Genomic DNA, 20,190 nt, shown 5'->3' with positions numbered 1-20,190 from the left:
GATGAGGAATCTATGAAAACGTATATACAAAATATTGTAGGAGGGCTATGTATCACCCTGTGTCCTCTGACTGCTTTAGGAGTGACCGAGGGCTATAAACAGCTTTCATACTGGAGTTTTGAACTGTATACGGAAGTACATCCGGATTCCATCTCCCCTGCATTTGTGACGGACGACTCTCAAAATGGAAATGCGCTTCAGTTGAGGCCGGGAGCAAAGGTGTCGGAACTTTTCAGCAAAGACGTACCTTTTCAAGAACGAGGAGGGAAGGCTAATAGTACTTCGCTTAAACTGAACAACAGTGAATTCAAGGTACCGTTTAATGTATCTCTTCCTTTTTTGGACATTCAATACGGGTGGAATATCAGTTTGAGCCTTAAATGTAATCAGCTTGGGACGGAACAGGTTTTTCTTTGTAAAGAAGGGAAAAAGGGTACTTTGACAGGGGATATATCTATCGGTTTTGACCCCATGGAAAAGAAGTTCTTTGTGGAGGTAGCTACAGACCAGGGAGAAACGGTCCGTATGACCGCAGGTGAGGATGTCAAGGCGGGAATATGGTATGATTTGTATGCTTCTGCGGAGTACGAAAAGACAAGCGACGCTAGCGTTCTGACGTTGGGAGTGAAGCCATCTGTAGAGGAGGGCTATAAAACTGCGAATACTTCCTATAAAGGATTAGCCGTACGGCATAATGCCGGCATGTGGATCGTAGGACGTGGATTCCCCGGAGGGTATCCCAATAGTTTGCAGGTATTAGACGGGTATATTGATGAGGTATCCATAAAAGGGATGGAGCGTCCGTATGAGCCCGGTCAGAATCCTTTGTTCCGGGATGAGTTTACTGCCGATCCGGCTGTGACGGTTTACAAGAATAAAGCCTATGCCTATGTAGGTGTAGACAAAGCTGGAGTGGGCGGCTGGTTCAATATGCCGGGATGGGTGTGCTATTCCAGTGAAGACATGAAACACTGGACGCCTCATGGAATGGTATTGCGTGCGGATGATTTCCCTGATTCTAATCCGAACGGAGCGTGGGCAGCCCAGGTGGTGGAGCATCACGGAAAGTTTTATTTTTATGTGACGCTTGATCAGAAAGAAAATGGTGCACATAAAATCGATGTGGCAGTGGGAGATAGCCCCTTGGGGCCTTTTAAACCTGCGCGTGCTGACGGAACGCCCCTCATTACAGATTCCATGACGTGTGACTCGCATCGTGCGAATGCGGACATTGATCCTACGGTGTGGATAGACGAGGACGGAACTCCTTGGATGGCCTGGGGAAACGGAGACTGTTACATGGTGAAGTTGAAGAAGAATATGATTGAGCTGGACGGTGAAATCCGAAATGTACCTTATCGGAATTATTCGGAGGGACCTTGGCTTTTCAAGCGGAAGAACTTGTATTATAATATTTATGCAGCAGATGCCCCTGGTACACAGCCTGAACAGATTTGTTATTCTACAGCTGAGGACATAAAGGGGCCATGGACTTATCGTGGTTTCATTACCGGACCGGCGAATTTTGGTTTTACCATCCATCCGTCGGTAGTGGAATTGAACGGACAATGGTATTTTTTCTATCATGATGGTTCTTATTCTTTGGATGGCCAGCCTGGAGGAGATTGTCGTCGCCATGTATGTGTAGAATATCTTTATTTTAACGAGGATGGCACAATTCAACCGATTGAATTGACATCTTCCGGTGTAAGCGGGGTACCTCGCAAGTAAAATAAAGGTGAATTTGTTGGAACTTAAATTTTGAATATTATGAATATTAGTAAGATTTTATTGTTATGTGGAAGTTATGGGTTATTGAATTGCTTGAATGTCAATGCCCAACGACCAATTATTCAGACAAAGTATACGGCCGATCCGGCACCGATGGTATATAATGATACGGTGTTTCTTTATACAACTCATGATGAGAATGATGCGGAAGGATTTAAGATGCAGGACTGGTTGTTGTATACCTCTACAGATATGGTCAACTGGACCGACCATGGAGCAGTGGCTTCGCTCAAAGATTTCGGCTGGATAAAACGTGACAACGGGGCCTGGGCAGAACAGGTAGTGGAGCGTAACGGAAAATTCTATATGTATTGTCCGATTCATGGGAATGGCATTGGTGTACTGGTGGCCGATAGTCCTTACGGGCCGTTCAAGGATCCGTTAGGCAAGCCTTTGGTCTGGCAGAAGGAACATTGGGATGACATTGATCCGACAGTGTTTATTGACGATGACGGACAGGCTTATATGTATTGGGGAAATCCGAACTGTTATTATGTGAAATTGAATGAGGATATGATTTCGTATTCCGGAGATATTGTGAAATTGAAGGAAACTCCGGAGCATTATCAGGAAGGTCCTTGGTTCTATAAACGCAACGGGCACTATTATTTGGCTTTTGCTTCTACTTGCTGTCCGGAAGGTATCGGTTATGCTATGAGCGATAGTCCTACAGGTCCGTGGAAGACCAGAGGATACATCATGCGTCCTACGGTCAGGACCCGTGGAAATCATCCAGGTATTATGGATTACAAAGGAAAGTCGTATGTCTTTGGCTTGAATTATGATTTATTGAAGCTGGAAACTGATACGCACTATGAACGTCGTTCGGTGGCAGTGGCTGAAATGCATTACAACGCGGATGGAACCATTCAAGAAGTGCCTTATTGGGCGGATACCAAACTGGAACAGATAGGTACCTTCAATCCTTTCCGAAAGGTAGAGGCTGAAACGATGGCTTGGGGATATGGATTGCAGACAGCCCCCAACGGAATGCAAGGGATTTCTGTAGTGAATGTTAATAATGGAGAATATATTTGTGTACGTGGGGTAGATTTTGGAAAGAATAAAGTTCGCCGCTTTGAGGTTTCCGCTTTGCCGTTAGAGGGAGGAAATCTGAAGATTCGTTTGGATGCTCCGAATGGAAAGATTGTGGGAAATGTGACTATCCCACAGGGAAATGAGACTCCCAATTATCAACTTTATTCCTGTGAAGTCAATGCGGTCAGTGGAGTACATGATTTGTACCTTAGCTTTGAAGGAGAGAACAAGAAGGACTTATTTGAGTTGGATTATTGGAGATTTAGAAACTAATCGTGAAAAATATAAACAAACTTTTAAATGGATATTTCTATGGAAACAATCAGTTGCAAGAGCCAATGGCGTAATATCATGACTGGAATCGCTTTATTGTCCGGTTTGACATTGAATGCGCAAAATCCTATTATTCAGACCTCGTATACAGCCGATCCGGCCCCTCTGGTATATAATGACCGGTTGTATCTTTATACCAGTCACGATGAAGGCGGGTCTACTTGGTTTACCATGAATGACTGGAAACTCTATTCTACAGACGACATGGTGAATTGGACAGAACATCCTATGCCTTTGTCATTTAAAACATTTGAGTGGGCAGGAGGAGATGCTTGGGCAGCTCAGTGTATGGAACGGAATGGCAAATTTTACATGTATGTGCCGGTGACAGACCATAAAGGAGAAACTGCCATTGGAGTAGCAGTGGCTGATAGTCCTTATGGACCTTTCTATGATCCGTTGGGAGCTCCGCTCGTGCGGGCTGAATATGGTAATATCGATCCTACTGTCTTTATCGATGATGACGGACAGGCTTATTTGTATTGGGGAAATCCCAATTGTTATTATGTGAAGTTGAATGAGGACATGATTTCTTATGAAGGAGGAATACATGCGGTTCCAATGAAGCCGGAGGCATTTGGACTCAGGGAGGGCGATCCACAGCGTCCTACTTTGTATGAGGAAGCTCCGTGGTTGTATAAGCGGAAGGGTTTGTATTATCTTTTCTATGCGGGAGGACCTCTGCCTGAGCATTTGGCCTATGCTACGTCGAAAAGTCCGGAAGGGCCATGGAAGTACGGAGGTACGTTGATGGCTACCGAAGGGGGAAGTTTTACGAACCATCCGGGTATTGCCGACTTCAGAGGAAAAACGTATTTATTCTATCATAATGCTGCTCTTCCGGGAGGAAGTGGCTTTACCCGTTCTGTGTGCGTCAGAGAACTGGATTTCCAGGCAGATGGAAAGATCCCGTGTGTAAAAATGGTGAAAGAGGGTGTGGCAAACAGTTTGAAACCTCTTTGTCCATACCGGAAGGTAGAAGCCGAAACCATTGCCTGGTCGGAAAAAATGAAGAGTTCCTATAATCCTCAAGTGGGAGTGTTTATTACTGCTTTGGCCGATGGGGCTTATACAAGAGTTCGGTCTGTTGATTTTGGTGAAAAGGCTCCTTCTCGTTTTACTGCCCGTTTGTCTACTACTCACAATGCGGAGATTACGATGGAAGTACATCTTAACGGATTGGACGGTCAGGTGTTGGCAAAGATAAAGGTACCGCGGACGGGGGGAAGCGACCGTTGGCGGATGGTGGAAGCACAGATTCCGCAAGTAACTGGTGTGCATGATCTTTATTTTGTCTTTAGAGGAGATGCTCCCAAAGATCTGGCGTATTTCGATTATTGGAAGCTGAATTACTAACTATGCAGCAACGACTTATTATGAGAAGGTCTTATTTGCTTTTATTATTCTTTTTTGTTTGTATAGGATGGAAAGGACAAAGTTTGGCCGGGAATGTTCCCGGCCTCTTGTCTGTCCGTCAGGCATCCGAATGGACCTTGGAAGAAGAAAAGGTGGGGCAGGTAGTGTTCCGTTCTGCGGATACAAGTTTAAAGCTCATTCCACTGAATGATGGAGCAGTCAGAGTGATTCGAAGCAAGGGAATCGCTCACCAGGTGCCAGAGCTGGTTTATCTGCAGACTGAAGCCCCGTCTTATACACTCAAAAAAGGAAAAGATACTTATCTTCTGTCGCTCAAAGGATTGAAGGTACAAGTGGCTGTATCCGACGGACGGGTTTCTTTCCTCTCAGCCGATGGAAAAGAAATTTTGGGAGAAGAAGGTAGCCAGATTCAGCCGTCCACTGTGCAAGAAGAAAAAACGTATGTTTCCACACAGATTTTTCATTCTCCTTCTGATGAATATCTTTATGGATTGGGGCAGTTTCAGGACGGGTATCTGAACGTACGTGGGCTGACACGCAGGCTGACCCAGGTCAATACGCAGATTGCCATTCCGTTTGTAATGTCGAACAGAGGGTATGGACTTTTGTGGAACAATTACGGTCTGACAGATTTTAATCCCGCTTCTTCTGTGGTTGCACTCCAAAAGACGGGTGTGTTGGGAGATAAAGTGACCGTGAATGTGACTTCTACCGAAGGAGGGAAGGAAGAAGTACGTGAAAGCAATGTCTTTGCAGGTAATCTGAAAGTGGAGTCCGACGGGCAATATGCTTTGATGCTGGACGTAGGAAGTACCATGGCCCGCAAGCATAATCTGGTCATTGACGGTCGTACGGTGATAGATCAGAATAACCTGTGGCTTCCGCCTACAGCTTCTGTATTGGTTAACCTGAAAGCAGGAGAGCATAGTTTGCGGGCGGAACTGACCAAAGAAGATACGCCTAAACTGTTTTTCCGGAAGGTGGATGCTACCACGACGTTCCGTTCTCCGGTTTCCAATGGAATAGATTATACGTTTTTTGCCGGGACGGCCGATGAAGTGATTGCCTCTTATCGGGAAGTCACGGGAGAGGTACCTATGTTGCCCGTATGGGCCTTGGGATACATTCATTGCCGGGAACGCTTTCATTCTCAAAAAGAACTGCTGGAAACAGCTTCTCGGTTTCGGAAAGAAAGGTTACCAGTCGATTTGATGGTGCAGGACTGGCAGTATTGGGGAAAATACGGCTGGAATGCCATGCGTTTTGACGAGACGGATTATCCTTCTCCCCGGGAAATGGTGGATAGCCTTCATCGGATGGATATGAGACTGATGCTTTCAGTCTGGTCGAAGGTGGATCAGAATTCCGTATTGGGAAAAAGAATGGCCGAGAAAGACTATTATATTCCGGGCACTCCCTGGATTGATTTCTTTAATCCGGAAGCTGCCTCTTTCTATTGGCAGAATTTCCGGGATAGTCTGGTCCTTCCGATAGAGATAGATGCCTGGTGGCTGGATGCCACGGAACCAGAGAACGATGATTTGGTAGGACGTAGGGTAAACCATTCCAGTTATCCTGGTGAAGTATTCCGGAATGTGTATCCTTTGGTTGTCAATAAAACGGTATATGAAGGTCTGCGAAACCTTTCTGCCAATGGAGGGAAACGGGATTCCTTCAGTCCCCGAACGGTTTTGCTTACCCGTAGCGGCTTCCCGGGAATTCAGCGATATGGAGTGGCCACTTGGTCGGGAGATGTCGGAAACGATTGGGATACATTCCGTCGTCAGATTGTAGCCGGTTTAGGGATTTCAGTCTGCGGTCTGCCTTGGTGGACGTACGACGCCGGAGGATTCTTCCGTCCGGGCGAGGCCCAATATAAGGACGTGCATTTTCATGAACGGTTTTCCCGGTGGCTTCAGACTTCGGTCTTTCTGCCTTTGATGCGTGTGCATGGGTATATGACTAATACGGAGTTCTGGAACTACGGAGAGAAAGTGACAGAAATGGCGCGTAAGTCTTTGGCATTGCGTTATCGCCTTCTGCCCTATATTTATTCAGAATCTGCATGGGTTTCACGCGAAAATGGTACGATGTTGCGTCCCTTGGTAATGGATTTTCCGCAGGACACGCAGGCCTTATCCTTGAAATATCAGTATATGTTTGGTCGTTCCTTGTTGGTTTCCCCAATAGTAGAAGAGGGACCTGTTACCTGGAAGACGTACTTGCCTGCCGTTCAAGGGGGATGGTATGATTTTTATGACAACCGGCATTTATCCTCAGGATGGGTTCAGACTCAGGTCTCTCCAGATTATATTCCTGTATTTGTGAAGGCGGGTACCATTCTGCCTTTGGCTTCAGGATACGTAGACGATGCGAAGACCGCCTTGAAGTCGGAACTGGAGATACGGGTGTATGCAGGGAAAGACGGTATGTACCAATTGTATGAAGATGAAGGAACGAATTATACGTACGAAAAAGGCGAATATTCTTGTATCCGGTTGGATTGGGATGAAAATCGTTCCACTTTAGTGATTGGAAAATGGACCGGTAAGTATGTAGGGATGGATACGACCCGAAAGATGAAGATTGTGAAAGTCACTCCATCAGCAGACGGAAAGGTTGAAGTGGCTGAAAAGTCTGTCATTTATAAGGGGCAAGAGTTGAAGGTCGTGTTCTGAGAAAGTAAGATATGAAGTTGAAAGTTGAATCTAATTTTTTGAATGATGGAAATGAAAAGAATGTTTGCGACGGTTGCGTCGTGGATGCTTCTGTTTTTGGGGGCAGTAGTGGCTCAGGAACCGGCGGAAGGAAGTAAGGTGAATGAAAACTTCTATGTTTATTTGTGTCTGGGGCAGTCAAATATGGAAGGGAATGCCAAAATAGAAGCTTGTGATACGGTAAATGTGAATCCTCGTTTTAAAGTGCTTCAGGCCGTAGATTGTCCGGATTTGGGACGAAAAAAAGGAGAGTGGTATACAGCGATTCCGCCTTTGGCTAGATGCAGTACCGGCCTGACGCCAGCTGATTATTTCGGTCGTACGTTGGTCGACAGTCTTCCTTCCAACGTAGAAGTAGGGGTAATCAATGTGGCTGTAGGAGGTTGCAAAATTGAATTGTTCGATAAAGACAATTATACTTCATACGTGGAGACTTCTCCAGACTGGCTGAAGAACATGGTGGCCGAGTATGGTGGCAATCCTTATGCCAGGTTAATTGAACTGGCCAGGCAGGCTTCCCGCTGTGGGGTGATAAAAGGGATTCTCCTCCATCAGGGAGAGTCCAATACCGGAGACCCGGAGTGGCCGTTGAAAGTGAAGAAAGTGTATGACAATATTCTTTCAGACCTTAATCTGAAACCCAATTCGCTGCCTCTGTTGGTGGGTGAACTTGTGTCGGAAGGACAGGGAGGAGCTTGTGCTTCAATGAATCCGGTGATTCAGAAATTGCCGGAAACGATTCCCTCTGCACATGTCATTTCATCTGAAGGGTGTGAGGCAGTATCCGACCGATTGCATTTCAGTGCAGCCGGCTATCGGGAACTGGGCAAGAGATATGGGCAGGCCATGCTTCAAATTCTGAAAGCCGAGAAATAAAAGTAATCTGTTTCCGGGGGAACGAAAAATGCCGTGTATCTCTGGAAGCAGTTGTTCCGTGTTGTTTTATGTAGTTTGATTGCAGCCAGATAGACCTCTCGGTGAGAGGGGCTATCTGGCTGTCGGTTATTCTGATTCCTGTGTGGAATTCTCTTCGGTCTCGTTTTGCTTGCAGTGTTCCATGTATTTGCTTGGAGAAACACCATATAATTCTTTAAATGCGTTCGAGAAATACGTGGTGTTGTTGAACCCTACCAGCTGGGATATTTCAGAGATACTGTAATTCTTTTCTGATTTGAGCAGAATCTCCGCCTGTTTCAATCGGATATTCCGGATGAAATCCCGGGTAGACTGGTTCGTAATTTCTTTCAGCTTCCTGTACAAGTGTACACGGCTTATTCCTACTTCTGCTGCAATCATTTCTGCATTCAGATCTGGATTGTTCAGGTTCTTGTTGATGGCTTTCATCACTTTCTTCATCAGCTTCTCATCTGCCGACTGGGGCTGGACGACTTCAATTTGTCCGTCCTGTTCCTGTTTCCCACTGAAGTTATTGCGTAAGACCTCTCGGTTTCTGATTAGATTTTCGATGGTCGTAACCAGAATTTCCAGGTTAAACGGTTTGGCAATATAAGCATCAGCTCCCAATGAGAGTCCTTCAATGTAATCTTTTTCACTGTTCTTGGCTGTCAGAAGAATGACCGGAATATGGTTGGTCTTGATGTTCTGTTTCAGCTTTTTGAGCAAGGTAATGCCGTTTACTTCCGGCATCATGATGTCACTGAGTACCAAATCCGGCATGTGCGACATAATGATTTCCAGAGCCTCTTTTCCATTACTGCAACTTAATACCCGGAAATAATTGCCTAACTCAGTCACTAAATAATTACGGATGTCATCTTCATCGTCCACAATTAAGACCGAATGTTTCTTTCTGGGCACTTTCTTTCCCGTTTCTTCTTCGTTTTCATCTTCATTGAGTGCCATGGGGATATGCTGGAGCATATTATCTTCCTGTAATGCAGGTGCGGTGTTTTCAGTGGGTTCCGGAGCAATATCTTCAGGAGACAAATGGGCACATCCTAATGGAATATGTATGGTAAAGCTGCATCCTGGCTGGTTCTCGTTGTTCTTGACCGTGATGGTACCATGATGCATCTTGACGAGTGACATGGACAGGTGGAGCCCGATGCCGGTTCCTTTGCTGCGCGACCGGTCATCACTGATTTGGTAGAAGCGTTCAAAAATACGGGGCATTTCACTTTCCTTGATGCCGGTTCCATTATCTTCAATGATTATTTCAGCGCAGTGGTTCAATGGAGCCTCTTCTTTGTCGTTGTGGACTGTATTGATGTAGATATTGATTTTCCCTTCATTTTGAATATGTTTAAGTGCATTGGACAGCAGGTTAAAAATGACTTTATCGAAGTTATTCGGGTCAATCCACACCTTCAGATCATCCAGTTGGGTAATCAGATTCAGCTGTGCGTGCTTGCTGGCAGCTTGATAGTCGAATGTATCTTTTATATTATTGATGAAATCTATGAGGTCCACTTCCGTGAAGCTGAGTTTCATCTGGTTCTTGTCTATTTTTCGGATGTCCATCAGCTGGTTGATCAGGTTCAGGATGCGTTGGGCATTGCGCTCAATCAGGGAATAACTCTTTTGTCTTTCCGGGTTGGAATCGGTAGATATAAGCTTCTGCAACGGACTTATAATTAAAGACATCGGCGTTCTGATTTCATGAGAGATATTGATGAAGAACTGGAGTTTGGCTTCGTTTATCTCTTCCAGATGCTTGTGCTTGAGCATTTCTTGCCGCACTTTGTATTTTTCTTTTGCCTGATGTATGAAAACGACCGCTATGCCGCCTGCCACAATGATATAAATGATCCATGCTATGCCAGAATTATACCAGGCCGGATGGATATTGATGAGGATGGTTTTTACTTCAGATTCGGCAGTGCCGTTGATTGCCTTGATCTTGAACTCATATTTTCCTGCCGGAAGATTGCTGAATGAGACACGGGACGTGCCTTTGGGCAGGGAGTTCCAGGTGCCATTGTTCATGGAATACATGAAGCTTTGGGGAGCCATAAAATTATCGGTGGCAAATTCAATGTAGAAAGAATTGTCGTAATGTGCCAAGTTGATTTCTTTTGCATTGAATATGTCATTGTCAATTACATGGTAATTTCCGGATTTCGTAAGTTCATTTACAGGCTTATCGTGTAGATAGAATCCGGTAATTCGGATTTTCCCTTGGAATTTCTGAATTTTGATATCGTCCGGATTGAAGAAAATGATTCCGTTGGTTCCTCCAAACAGGATTTTACCGTCGGGATATAGGCAGAATGCATTTCTGGAGAATTCGTTGTTGTATAAGCCGTCGGAAGCATAAAACGGGATGAAAGATTTCTTTTGTGGGTCGTATTTGGCAAGACCTTGATTGGTGCTGACCCAGATATCGTTGTTTTTGTCAACGACAATGGATGAAACAGAGTTGTTGGGCAAGCCGTTTTGGATGGTGAATTGTTCAAGGATATTCAAATCCTTGTCCATGATTATAACTCCATCAGATGTACCGGCCCAAATACGATGTTCGTGGTCTTCTATAATGGAATAGACTACCAGTCCAAGCAATGCCTTTTCTTGGCCTACAATTTTCAAGCTTTGAGTATCTATGCATTTTATTCCATCGTAATTGCCAATGTATAATCTTCCATTTTGAGCATAATAAAGTGCATCAATCCATTGATTGATATCTTGCATGTCTTGGGTATTATACACGTTGATGTTTTTCTGAATGGGAGCTTGTAAGTCAGTGAAATAGAGTCCTGCTCCCATTGTGCCAATCCATAATCTTTTATGTTCGTCTTCAGCTAAGCAATATACGCGTTTGATTTCATTTCCGTTTTTGTCTTTCAAAGTCACTTTGGTAATTTTGTCTCCTTTGGCATCCATGAAAGAAAGCCCGCTCAGGTAAGAGCCTATCCATATATTCTTGTGGGAATCTTTGAACAGGCACATCACCGTGGGAGGTATGTCAGAATCTGATTCAGGAGTCAAATGTCGGATAAAATTATATTGGTTATTCAGCTGGTAGATTCCGTCGTTATCTGTTCCCACAACGAGTTTCCCGTCATCGTAGTCGCATAAGGCTGTGATGCAGTTGTTTCCGATGTAATTCCGAAGCGAGGAATAACTTCCGATATACCCGAACATATTGGCTTGTAAAGGAATAAAAGCTATGCCTCTCTGGTAAATACCTATCCACAGATTGGTACTGTTGTCTATCAGAAGGGAGTGTACTTTACTTCTTTTCAGGTTTACATTGTCTATATAAAAGTCCGTATCCGCAATGTTTTTTCCTAAAATGTCATAAGAAACTATTCCTTCTCCGTCAATGCCAATCAGCATGAAACTTCCCTTTTGTTTCAGGTCTTTGATGGGAAACTCGGATTTGAAGATTTGCTGGAACGTATCGTCTGCCTTTCGATAGACGAATGCGCCGCGTCCGGTGGTACCTATATATACATTGCCGTAGGAGTCTTCTGCACAGCAATTAATAAACTGGTTGCCGTTGTGTGTACCAAGCGAATAATCGTATCTCTTTCCGTTTTTATCAATCCGAATGACGCCATGGTATTCTGTGCAGATCCAGATATTTCCGTTCTTGTCTTCTTTGATTTCATTGATGGTATATCCGGGCAGAGGAATATTCCAGTCCTTAATCTGAAAGTTTCCTTTTGAGTCGGTCGACAAGGTTTTTATTCCATATCCGCTGGTTCCAATCAGAATATTGCCGTTGCGAAGTTCTGTGATACTTTTGTTATTATAGGACGAGCCTGATTTTTTGATGGTTTTGAACGTGTCCGACCGGTAGTCATAGATTTGCAGTCCTTTGGTAGAAAGAATGTACAAATTTCCTTTGGAATCCTGGAACACTTTATATACGTGGTTCCCTAATAAGGACGTGGAGTCTTTTCGATGAGAGCGGTAGTTGGTAAATTTGGCTCCGTCAAATTTATTCAATCCATCCTCTGTTGTTACCCATATATATCCTTTTTGATCCTGATATATATTGTTGATCATACTGCTGGAGATTTCCCCATGAGTAGTATACAGCTTACAGAATTGTCCTTTACAGAAGAGGGGCAATAGGCTGCAAATAATAGCTATAATGAATGTCTTGTTTCTCATTATGAGTGTGGTTTGTAGGGCTGAAATTGAATTAAAATACATTTATTTGATACAAAGTAAGTTCTTTTTTCTTAGTTGTCAATAAAAAAAACGGGGATTTTTCAGGCTTTTGAAAATGGATTTTAAGGGGTGGAAGTGAGTTCTTGTAAAAGATGCGTGGAAAATTATAGAAAAGCCTTTGGAGGGGAATTTCTTTTTGTGATGTAACATTTCCGAAAGTTTTTGTTACAGTAGAAAGGATGGTGTAACAATAGATAAGAGGTTGGTATCCTGTGTGAGAGCCGATTCTATAGGCTTTTGCTACTTTTGTAATGGTAGAGATTAATGAAAAATACAAAATATAATATATGAAAACACAGACTTATTTTGGTAGGGTATTGGGAGCTCTTCTCTTGTATGCTTGTTGTAGTTTTAGCTTATCGGCCAAAGTGACTTTACCTGCGTTGGTTTCCGATGGAATGGTGTTGCAACGGGAAGTCCCTTTGAAAATATGGGGCACAGCCTGTCCGGGAGAAAAGGTGAATCTGACTTTCATGAAAAAGCAATATCACACGGTAGCGGATGAGACCGGAAATTGGACGATTGGGTTGCCGGCCTTGAAAGCGGGAGGACCTTATTCGATGTCGATTAATGACATTACGTTGAAGGAAATTTTGGTAGGAGACGTTTTCTTGTGTTCCGGACAGTCGAATATGGAATTGACGGTAAATCGGGTGATGGATAAATATACCGAAGAGATTGCATCGTATGAAAATTCATCTGTTCGTTATGTAAAGATTCCGTATGCGTATGATTTTTTGCAACCGCTGAACGATTTGCAAGCAGTAAAATGGCAACCGATGACTCAGGAATACGTACAGAGTTTCTCTGCCCTCTGTTATTTCTTTTCTAAACTCCTGGAGGAAAAGACGGGAGTGCCGGTAGGTATTATTAATTCCAGTTGGGGAGGTACACCCATTGAAGCATGGATCAGTGAGGATGGATTAAAGGATTTTCCAGCGTATGTCAATCAGAAAACCTTATATGAAGATGCCGCACTGGTGGCTCAAATAAAGAAAACCGAACAGCTACATCAGTTGGCATGGAACAAGCAATTGTATCGGTCGGATGCCGGACTGCATGGGGAGATTCCTTGGTATGCCGAGTCATACAATGATACGGATTGGGAATGGGTAGATATGTTTTCAGATAATTGGGCACTTCGTAACGGTCGTCCATTGAATGGAACCCATTGGTTCCGAAAAGAGTTTGTAGTGCCCGATGGATGGGCAGGAAAAGACGTAGTATTGCGGTTAGGTTGTATGGTGGATGCTGACTCTGTGTATGTGAACGGACATTTTGTGGGGTCTGTTTCCTATCAGTATCCGCCGAGGGTTTATCAGGTACCGGCTAAGTACCTGAAAGAGGGGAAAAACCAGCTGACCGTACGTTTGTTCAGCTACGGTTCCTGTCCTTCCTTTGTCAAAGAAAAACCCTATAAATTGCTTTGCGGCAATCAGGAAATAAATTTGGAAGGTAGATGGAAACATAAAATAGGCACGGTGATGCCTCCTTCCCCTTCTTCTACGGCTTTCCATTATACACCGGTGGGCTTGTACAACGGTATGATTCATCCGTTGCAGCATTATGTGTTCAAAGGGGTGGTATGGTATCAAGGCGAATCGAACGTGGACCGCTGGAGGGAATATTCTTCCTTGCTTACGGCAATGATTGCAGATTGGAGGGCCCTGTTTCAAAATGAAAACTTACCTTTCTATGTGGTGGAATTGGCCGATTTTCTGGCACCGGATGACCCCGGACGTACGGATTGGGCCGCATTGAGAAAGCAACAGGCAAAGGCGGCACAGGAAAACACGCACGTAACCTTAATCAAGAACAGTGATACGGGTGAATGGAATGACATTCATCCATTGGACAAAAAAACGCCGGCTACCCGGTTGGTGAATGCAGTAATACAGAATGAAAAACAAAATAAGTAAAAATGAGTAATATTCTAAGTCAGAAAGTGTCCATGGCCGAAAAAGTAGGCTATGGATTGGGCGATTGCTCTGCGAATCTGGTGTTCCAGATGATGATGATTTATCAGACCAAATTCTATACGGATGTGTTTGGGCTGGAAGGAGCAATTGCAGGTACCGTAATGTTGGTGGCACGTATCGTAGATGCTTTTGTAGACCCTACCGTGGGAATTTTATCCGACCGTACCCAAACCCGATGGGGAAAGTATCGTCCTTGGGTGTTGTGGACAGCTCTTCCGTTCATGGTATTTTATGTGTTGGCCTTTTATAATCCGGGGATTGAGGAGAAAGGACTGGTGGCAGTGTATGCGACCATCTCTTATACCTTGTTGATGACAATGTATTCTTTTAATAACACGCCTTATTCTTCTTTAGGCGGAGTGATGTCGTCGGACATTAAGGAGCGTACCAGCATTACTTCCGTACGTTTTGTCTTTTCTACCATAGCCCAGTTTGTGGTTCAGGGACTTACTTTGCCATTGGTGAGCAAGTTTTCCGACGGAGGAGACAAGGCGCATGGGTGGCTTTGCACGATTTCCCTGTTTGCGGCAGTCGGTTTTATTTTCCTTCTGATTGTATTCTTCTCGGCAAGAGAACGTATCACTCCACCGGCTAGCCAAAAGAACGATACCCGTCAGGATATCAAAGACGTGTTGAGCAGTGTGCCTTGGAGGTCTATGTTTATCCTGACGTTGTTCGTCTTCATCACACTGGCTATGTGGGGAAGTGCCATGAACTATTATTTTGAGAACTATGTAGACAAGGCCGCGCTGTTTGCTTTCTTGGACAATATCGGGCTGGTGGCTGCAGAACCTGGAGACTCTGTTGGCTATCATGTGCTCAATGCTTTTGGATTGATTGTGACCTCACCAGATAAGGCATACGAAGTAGGATTTGGCGTCTTCAATATGGTAGGGGCACTGGTTCAGTTCTTTGGAGTGATTTTCTTATCCGAATTTTTAGCTAACAAATACGGCAAGAAGCGCACGTTTATTGTGTGCCTTTCGCTGACAGCTATATTTACAGCCATGTTCTATTTCCCTGCTAAAGATAATGTGGGTATGATGTTCGTGCTGAACTTCCTGAAGAGTCTGGCTTATGCGCCTACGGTACCTTTGCTTTGGGCCATGATTGCTGATGTGGCCGACCATTCGGAGTATATCCATTATCGTCGTGCCACGGGATTTGTCTTTTCGGGTGTGGTATTTGCCTTGAAAGCGGGATTGGGCATCGGGGGTGCCGTACTGGGATTTTTATTGTCCGGATTTGGGTACATTTCCGGTTCAGGTATCGCGCAGAGCGATACGGCTGTGCAGGGAATCATTCTGTCTTCCAGTCTGATTCCTGCCGCTTTCTTCCTGGTGGGAGTGGTAGCGTTGTTTTTTTATCCTATCAGTAAAGAATACAATGAGAAAATGCAGGCAGAACTGAGCGAACGCAGAAGTAAAAATGATTATTAATTAGGAAATACGAAGAAGAATGAAGAACAGACACATTGTATCTGCGCTATTATGCAGCCTTTTTCTGATGGCATGTGGAAGCAATGCTTCCCAAATGGCCGTTTCGGAAAAATCATTAAAAGAGGTGGTTGGGGATAAATTTTTGATGGGTGTGGCCCTTAATGTACGTCAGTCCTCAGGAATGGACACTTCCGCCTTAAAGATTGTGAAACAGCATTTCAATGCCATCGTGGCAGAGAATTGTATGAAAAGTGAGGAAATCCAGCCGAAGGAAGGAGAATTCCATTTTGAAGATGCCGACCGTCTGGTGCAGTTTGGACTCGACAACGGGCTGACGGTGACGGGACATTGCCTGATATGGCATTCACAGCTTCCCGAATGGTTTTGTGTGGACGACAAAGGAAAGAATGTTTCTCCTGAAGTGTTGAAACAACGTATGAAAACCCATATCCAGACAGTGGTCGGACGCTACAAGGGAAAGATTAAAGGATGGGATGTGGTGAACGAAGCCATTATGGAAGACGGTTCTTACCGCAAGAGCAAGTTCTATGAGATTTTGGGCGAAGAGTTCATCCCATTGGCTTTTCAGTATGCACACGAAGCCGATCCGGACGCAGAATTGTATTACAATGACTACGGGATGGATGTGCCGGGACGCCGTGACGGAGTGGTGAAACTGGTTCGTTCGCTGAAAGAAAAAGGTTTGCGTATCGATGCGGTAGGCATGCAGGGACACATGGGAATGGATTATCCGGACATCCGCCAGTTTGAGAAAAGTATGCTGGCCTTTGCCGCTACCGGTGTCAAGGTGATGATTACGGAGTGGGATATGAGTGCGTTGCCTACGGCTATGCGAAGTGCCAATGTGTCGGATACGGTCGCTTTCAAGAAGGCATTGAACCCTTATCCGGAAGCTTTGCCGGATTCTGTCAGCCAGGTTTGGAATGAAAGAATGCAACAGTTCTTCCAGCTGTTTGAGAAGCATGCCGACATTGTGGAACGGGTGACCGCTTGGGGAGTGACCGATAAAGATTCCTGGAAAAATAATTTCCCGATTCGAGGAAGAAAGGACTATCCGTTGCTTTTCGACCGGAATTACCAACCGAAAGATTTTGTACGGAAAATGATAGAAGAAGCATCCGATTCTGTAACGTCTGCAAAGAAATAAATGTTTAACCGGAGACTGCTTTCGGGCGGTCTCACAAACCATCATAAAAATGAAAAAGGAAGAAAGATATCTGTTTCCTGCCGATTATATGGCAGACCCTTCAGTACATGTATTCAATGGCCGTTTGTATATATATCCTTCACATGACCGTGAATCCGGCATCCCGGAAAATGACAACGGCGACCATTTTGATATGAATGACTATCATGTGCTGTCTACCGACGATGTGATGCATGGAGAAATCGTGGACCACGGAGTCGCTTTGAAAGTGGCTGATATTCCTTGGGCCGGACGCCAGCTTTGGGATTGTGACATTGCCTGCAAGAACGGAAAGTATTACTTGTATTTCCCGTTGAAGGACCGGAACGACATCTTCCGGATGGGAGTAGCCATCGGTGACAAGCCGGAAGGTCCGTTCATTCCTCAGCCCGATCCGATTCGGGGCAGTTACAGCATTGATGCCGCAGTGCTTCAGGATGAGGATGGCAGTTATTACATGTATTTTGGCGGTATCTGGGGCGGACAGCTGCAACGCTATCGGGACAATAAGGCCATTGAGAACCCGTTCCTTCCGGAAGCCGATGAACCGGCCTTGCCGAGCCGGGTGGTAAAATTGTCGGATGATATGCTCGGTTTTGCAGAAGAACCGCGTCCGGTGATTGTGTTGGGGGAAGACGGCAAACCGTTGACCGCAGGCGACCCGCACCGCTTCTTTGAGGCTTCCTGGGTACACAAGTACAATGGGAAATATTATTTCTCTTATTCTACCGGTGACACACACTTGCTGTGTTACGCCGTAGGTGACAGTCCTTATGGTCCGTTTGTGTATCAGGGAGTGATTTTGACACCCGTGGTGGGATGGACTACGCATCATTCCATTGCGGAATATAAGGGAAAATGGTATCTGTTCCATCACGACTGTGTGCCTTCGGGTGGAAAGACCTGGCTTCGCAGCCTGAAGGTGGTGGAGCTGGAATATGACGAGAACGGTAAGATTCAAACCGTAAAAGGCAGTGCGGATGAATAAACGATTTTGGAGTGGTATCTGTTTCCTGTCTTTGGCCCTGACGTTGTGGGCCGAAGACGGGAGCAGACTTTGGTTACGACAGACGCCTGTGAATCAAGCGTCTGTCTGTTGTTTAGTGACTTCCCCTACGCTTACGGTGGCGCGTGAGGAACTGGCCGCCTTGTGGCAGGGAGGAGAAGTGGATTTGCAGCTCTGTGCCGATGAAACTCATCGTCGGCTGGGTAAAGAGGGATATACCATACGTACTTCCGAGGGAAAGACGGTGTTGGGGGCCGCTACGGAACAGGGATTGCTGTACGCGACCTACCATCTGTTGCGCTTACAGGCGGAGGGAGCGGATTGTACCCAGTTGGATATTCAGGAAAAGCCGGCCTTTGACATCCGTGTGCTGAACCATTGGGACAATCTGGACGGCACGATTGAGCGTGGTTATGCGGGACGTTCTTTGTGGAAATGGGAGGAACTGACCGATTCCGTGTCGGCCCGTTATCGGGAATATGCCCGTGCCAATGCTTCGGTGGGTATCAACGGGACTGTGCTGAACAATGTGAATGCTTCGCCCGAGATTCTCTCCGCAGACTACCTGCAAAAGGTGCGGAAGTTGGCCGATGTGTTCCGTCCTTATGGCATCAAAGTGTACCTTTCGGTCAATTTTGCTTCTCCGATGAAGTTGGGAGGTTTGTCTACGGCCGACCCGCTGGACGAGGAGGTAGCCCGTTGGTGGAAAGAGAAGGTACAGGAAATTTATGGGTTGATTCCTGACTTTGGCGGTTTTCTGGTGAAAGCCAATTCGGAAGGACAGCCCGGTCCGTGTGATTACGGGCGTACGCATGCCGAGGGGGCGAACATGCTGGCGGAGGCTTTGAAACCCTATGGGGGAATCGTGATGTGGCGGGCTTTTGTCTACAGTCCGTCGGATGCCGACCGGGCCAAGCAGGCTTACCTGGAATTTCAGCCGTTAGACGGCCGGTTCCGGGATAATGTGATGGTGCAGGTGAAAAACGGGCCGATTGACTTTCAGCCGCGGGAACCTTACAGTCCGTTGTTCGGGGCCATGCCGCATACGCCCTTGATGGTGGAGTTTCAGATTACGCAGGAGTACTTGGGACATTCCAACCACCTGGCTTATCTGGCTACTATGTGGAAAGAGTTTTACCGCTATGTGCAGCCTTCTTCCCTGAAGGGGGTAGCGGGTGTAGTGAATGTAGGCGACAATGTAAATTGGTGCGGACATGATTTTGCACAGGCCAACTGGTATGCTTACGGGCGGTTGGCTTGGAATCCGGACTTGTCGGCGGAAGAGATTGCCCGCGAATGGCTGGCACAGACTTTCACGACCGACCGCCGGTTTGTGGAACCCATGACGCAGGTCATGATGGAGAGCCGGGAGGCAGTGGTGGATTACATGATGCCGCTGGGTTTGCATCACATCTTTGCCTGGGGGCACCATTACGGTCCGGAACCTTGGTGTGAGGTGTCCGGGGCACGAGCCGATTGGCTGCCTTCGTATTACCATCAGGCGGACAAGGAGGGATTGGGTTTCGACCGGAGCCGTACGGGAAGTGATGCCGTGTCGCAGTATCCGGATTCATTAGCCCGGTTGTTCGATTCGTTGGAGCAATGTCCGGAGGAATATCTGCTTTGGTTCCATCATGTGAAGTGGAATCAAAAACTTCGTTCAGGACGTTCCTTGTGGGATGAACTCTGTTACAAGTACCAGAAAGGGGTAGACGATGTGCGTGCGTTCCAGCGGGTGTGGAAGGAGATGCAGCCCTATGTGGATGCGGAACGCTATCAGGCGGTGGCCGAACGGCTGGACATTCAGGCACACGATGCCGTGTGGTGGAAAGATGCTTGTCTGGAGTATTTCCGTACCTTCTCCAAGCAACCCTATCCCAAAGGGGTGGAGTCTCCGGTATTTACCTTGAAGGAATTGAAAAAGGTGAAGTTGCCCATCAGTAATTATGAACCTCCTACGATTGAGATGCTTCCGCGGAAAAAATAAGGGATATTGGAAGTGGATTCGGAGGATTTTAGAGGACTTTTAGGGACCTGAAATGTCTCGTGAAAAGAGGGTGTGTCAAAATGATGCATCCTCTTTTTCGTTATATAATCATCGTTTTGCCATTTTTCATAGAGTATGATTTATGTTTTTCCTATGTCCATGCCTTTTGGTGGTATA

At 45.7% G+C, this 20,190-nt stretch carries 10 protein-coding genes and 1 pseudogene; 10 read left to right on the top strand and 1 reads right to left on the bottom strand.

Annotation, left to right across the window (positions count from 1 at the left end):
- Positions 1-12 precede the first annotated feature (12 nt).
- The 5 genes and pseudogenes from RDP42_RS03060 to RDP42_RS03040 all read left to right on the top strand — a co-directional run.
- Complete coding sequence (locus RDP42_RS03060; protein ID WP_308762479.1) at positions 13-1,731, top strand: family 43 glycosylhydrolase; 1,719 nt, start codon at positions 13-15, stop codon at positions 1,729-1,731.
- Positions 1,732-1,770: 39 nt separating this feature from the next.
- On the top strand, positions 1,771-3,102 hold the full coding sequence (locus RDP42_RS03055; protein ID WP_308762478.1) for a glycoside hydrolase family 43 protein: 1,332 nt from the start codon (positions 1,771-1,773) through the stop codon (positions 3,100-3,102).
- A 78-nt stretch (positions 3,103-3,180) separates the two neighbouring features.
- Positions 3,181-4,518 carry a glycoside hydrolase family 43 protein gene (locus RDP42_RS03050; RefSeq protein WP_308762521.1) on the top strand — a complete coding sequence of 446 codons (1,338 nt, stop codon included), beginning with the start codon at positions 3,181-3,183 and terminating at the stop codon, positions 4,516-4,518.
- 83 nt (positions 4,519-4,601) lie between these two features.
- Positions 4,602-7,217: a TIM-barrel domain-containing protein gene (locus tag RDP42_RS03045; protein ID WP_308762477.1), complete on the top strand. Its 2,616-nt coding sequence runs from the start codon at positions 4,602-4,604 to the stop codon at positions 7,215-7,217.
- Positions 7,218-7,301: 84 nt separating this feature from the next.
- Positions 7,302-8,126 (top strand): annotated as a pseudogene (locus tag RDP42_RS03040) (sialate O-acetylesterase); the annotation flags it as partial.
- Positions 8,127-8,258: 132 nt separating this feature from the next.
- On the opposite strand, the gene RDP42_RS03035 reads toward RDP42_RS03040, so the two are convergent.
- Positions 8,259-12,335, bottom strand: coding sequence for a two-component regulator propeller domain-containing protein (locus tag RDP42_RS03035; RefSeq protein ID WP_374046906.1), 4,077 nt, complete (start codon positions 12,333-12,335; stop codon positions 8,259-8,261).
- Between the two features lie 347 nt (positions 12,336-12,682).
- Here RDP42_RS03035 and RDP42_RS03030 point away from each other — a divergent pair, with 347 nt between their 5' ends.
- The 5 genes from RDP42_RS03030 to RDP42_RS03010 are packed head-to-tail and all read left to right on the top strand — an operon-like array spanning position 12,683 to position 20,013.
- Positions 12,683-14,314, top strand: coding sequence for a sialate O-acetylesterase (locus RDP42_RS03030; RefSeq protein ID WP_308762475.1), 1,632 nt, complete (start codon positions 12,683-12,685; stop codon positions 14,312-14,314).
- A gap of 2 nt (positions 14,315-14,316) precedes the next feature.
- Positions 14,317-15,813 (top strand): MFS transporter, encoded by a 1,497-nt coding sequence (locus RDP42_RS03025; protein ID WP_308762474.1) that lies wholly within the window; start codon positions 14,317-14,319, stop codon positions 15,811-15,813.
- Between the two features lie 19 nt (positions 15,814-15,832).
- Complete coding sequence (locus RDP42_RS03020) at positions 15,833-16,981, top strand: endo-1,4-beta-xylanase (RefSeq protein WP_308762473.1); 1,149 nt, start codon at positions 15,833-15,835, stop codon at positions 16,979-16,981.
- A gap of 49 nt (positions 16,982-17,030) precedes the next feature.
- A complete protein-coding gene (locus tag RDP42_RS03015; RefSeq protein WP_308762472.1) occupies positions 17,031-18,008 on the top strand; it encodes a glycoside hydrolase family 43 protein in 978 nt (325 codons plus the stop codon).
- Positions 18,001-20,013: an alpha-glucuronidase gene (locus tag RDP42_RS03010; protein WP_308762471.1), complete on the top strand. Its 2,013-nt coding sequence runs from the start codon at positions 18,001-18,003 to the stop codon at positions 20,011-20,013. Before RDP42_RS03015 ends, RDP42_RS03010 begins: the two co-directional genes overlap by 8 nt.
- The last annotated feature ends 177 nt before the right edge of the window (positions 20,014-20,190 follow it).

The sequence above is a fragment of the uncultured Bacteroides sp. genome (assembly GCF_902472605.1).
Taxonomy (GTDB): Bacteria; Bacteroidota; Bacteroidia; order Bacteroidales; family Bacteroidaceae; genus Phocaeicola.
Note: the sequence above shows the minus strand (reverse complement) of the source record. Positions and strands in the feature narration are given on the sequence as shown.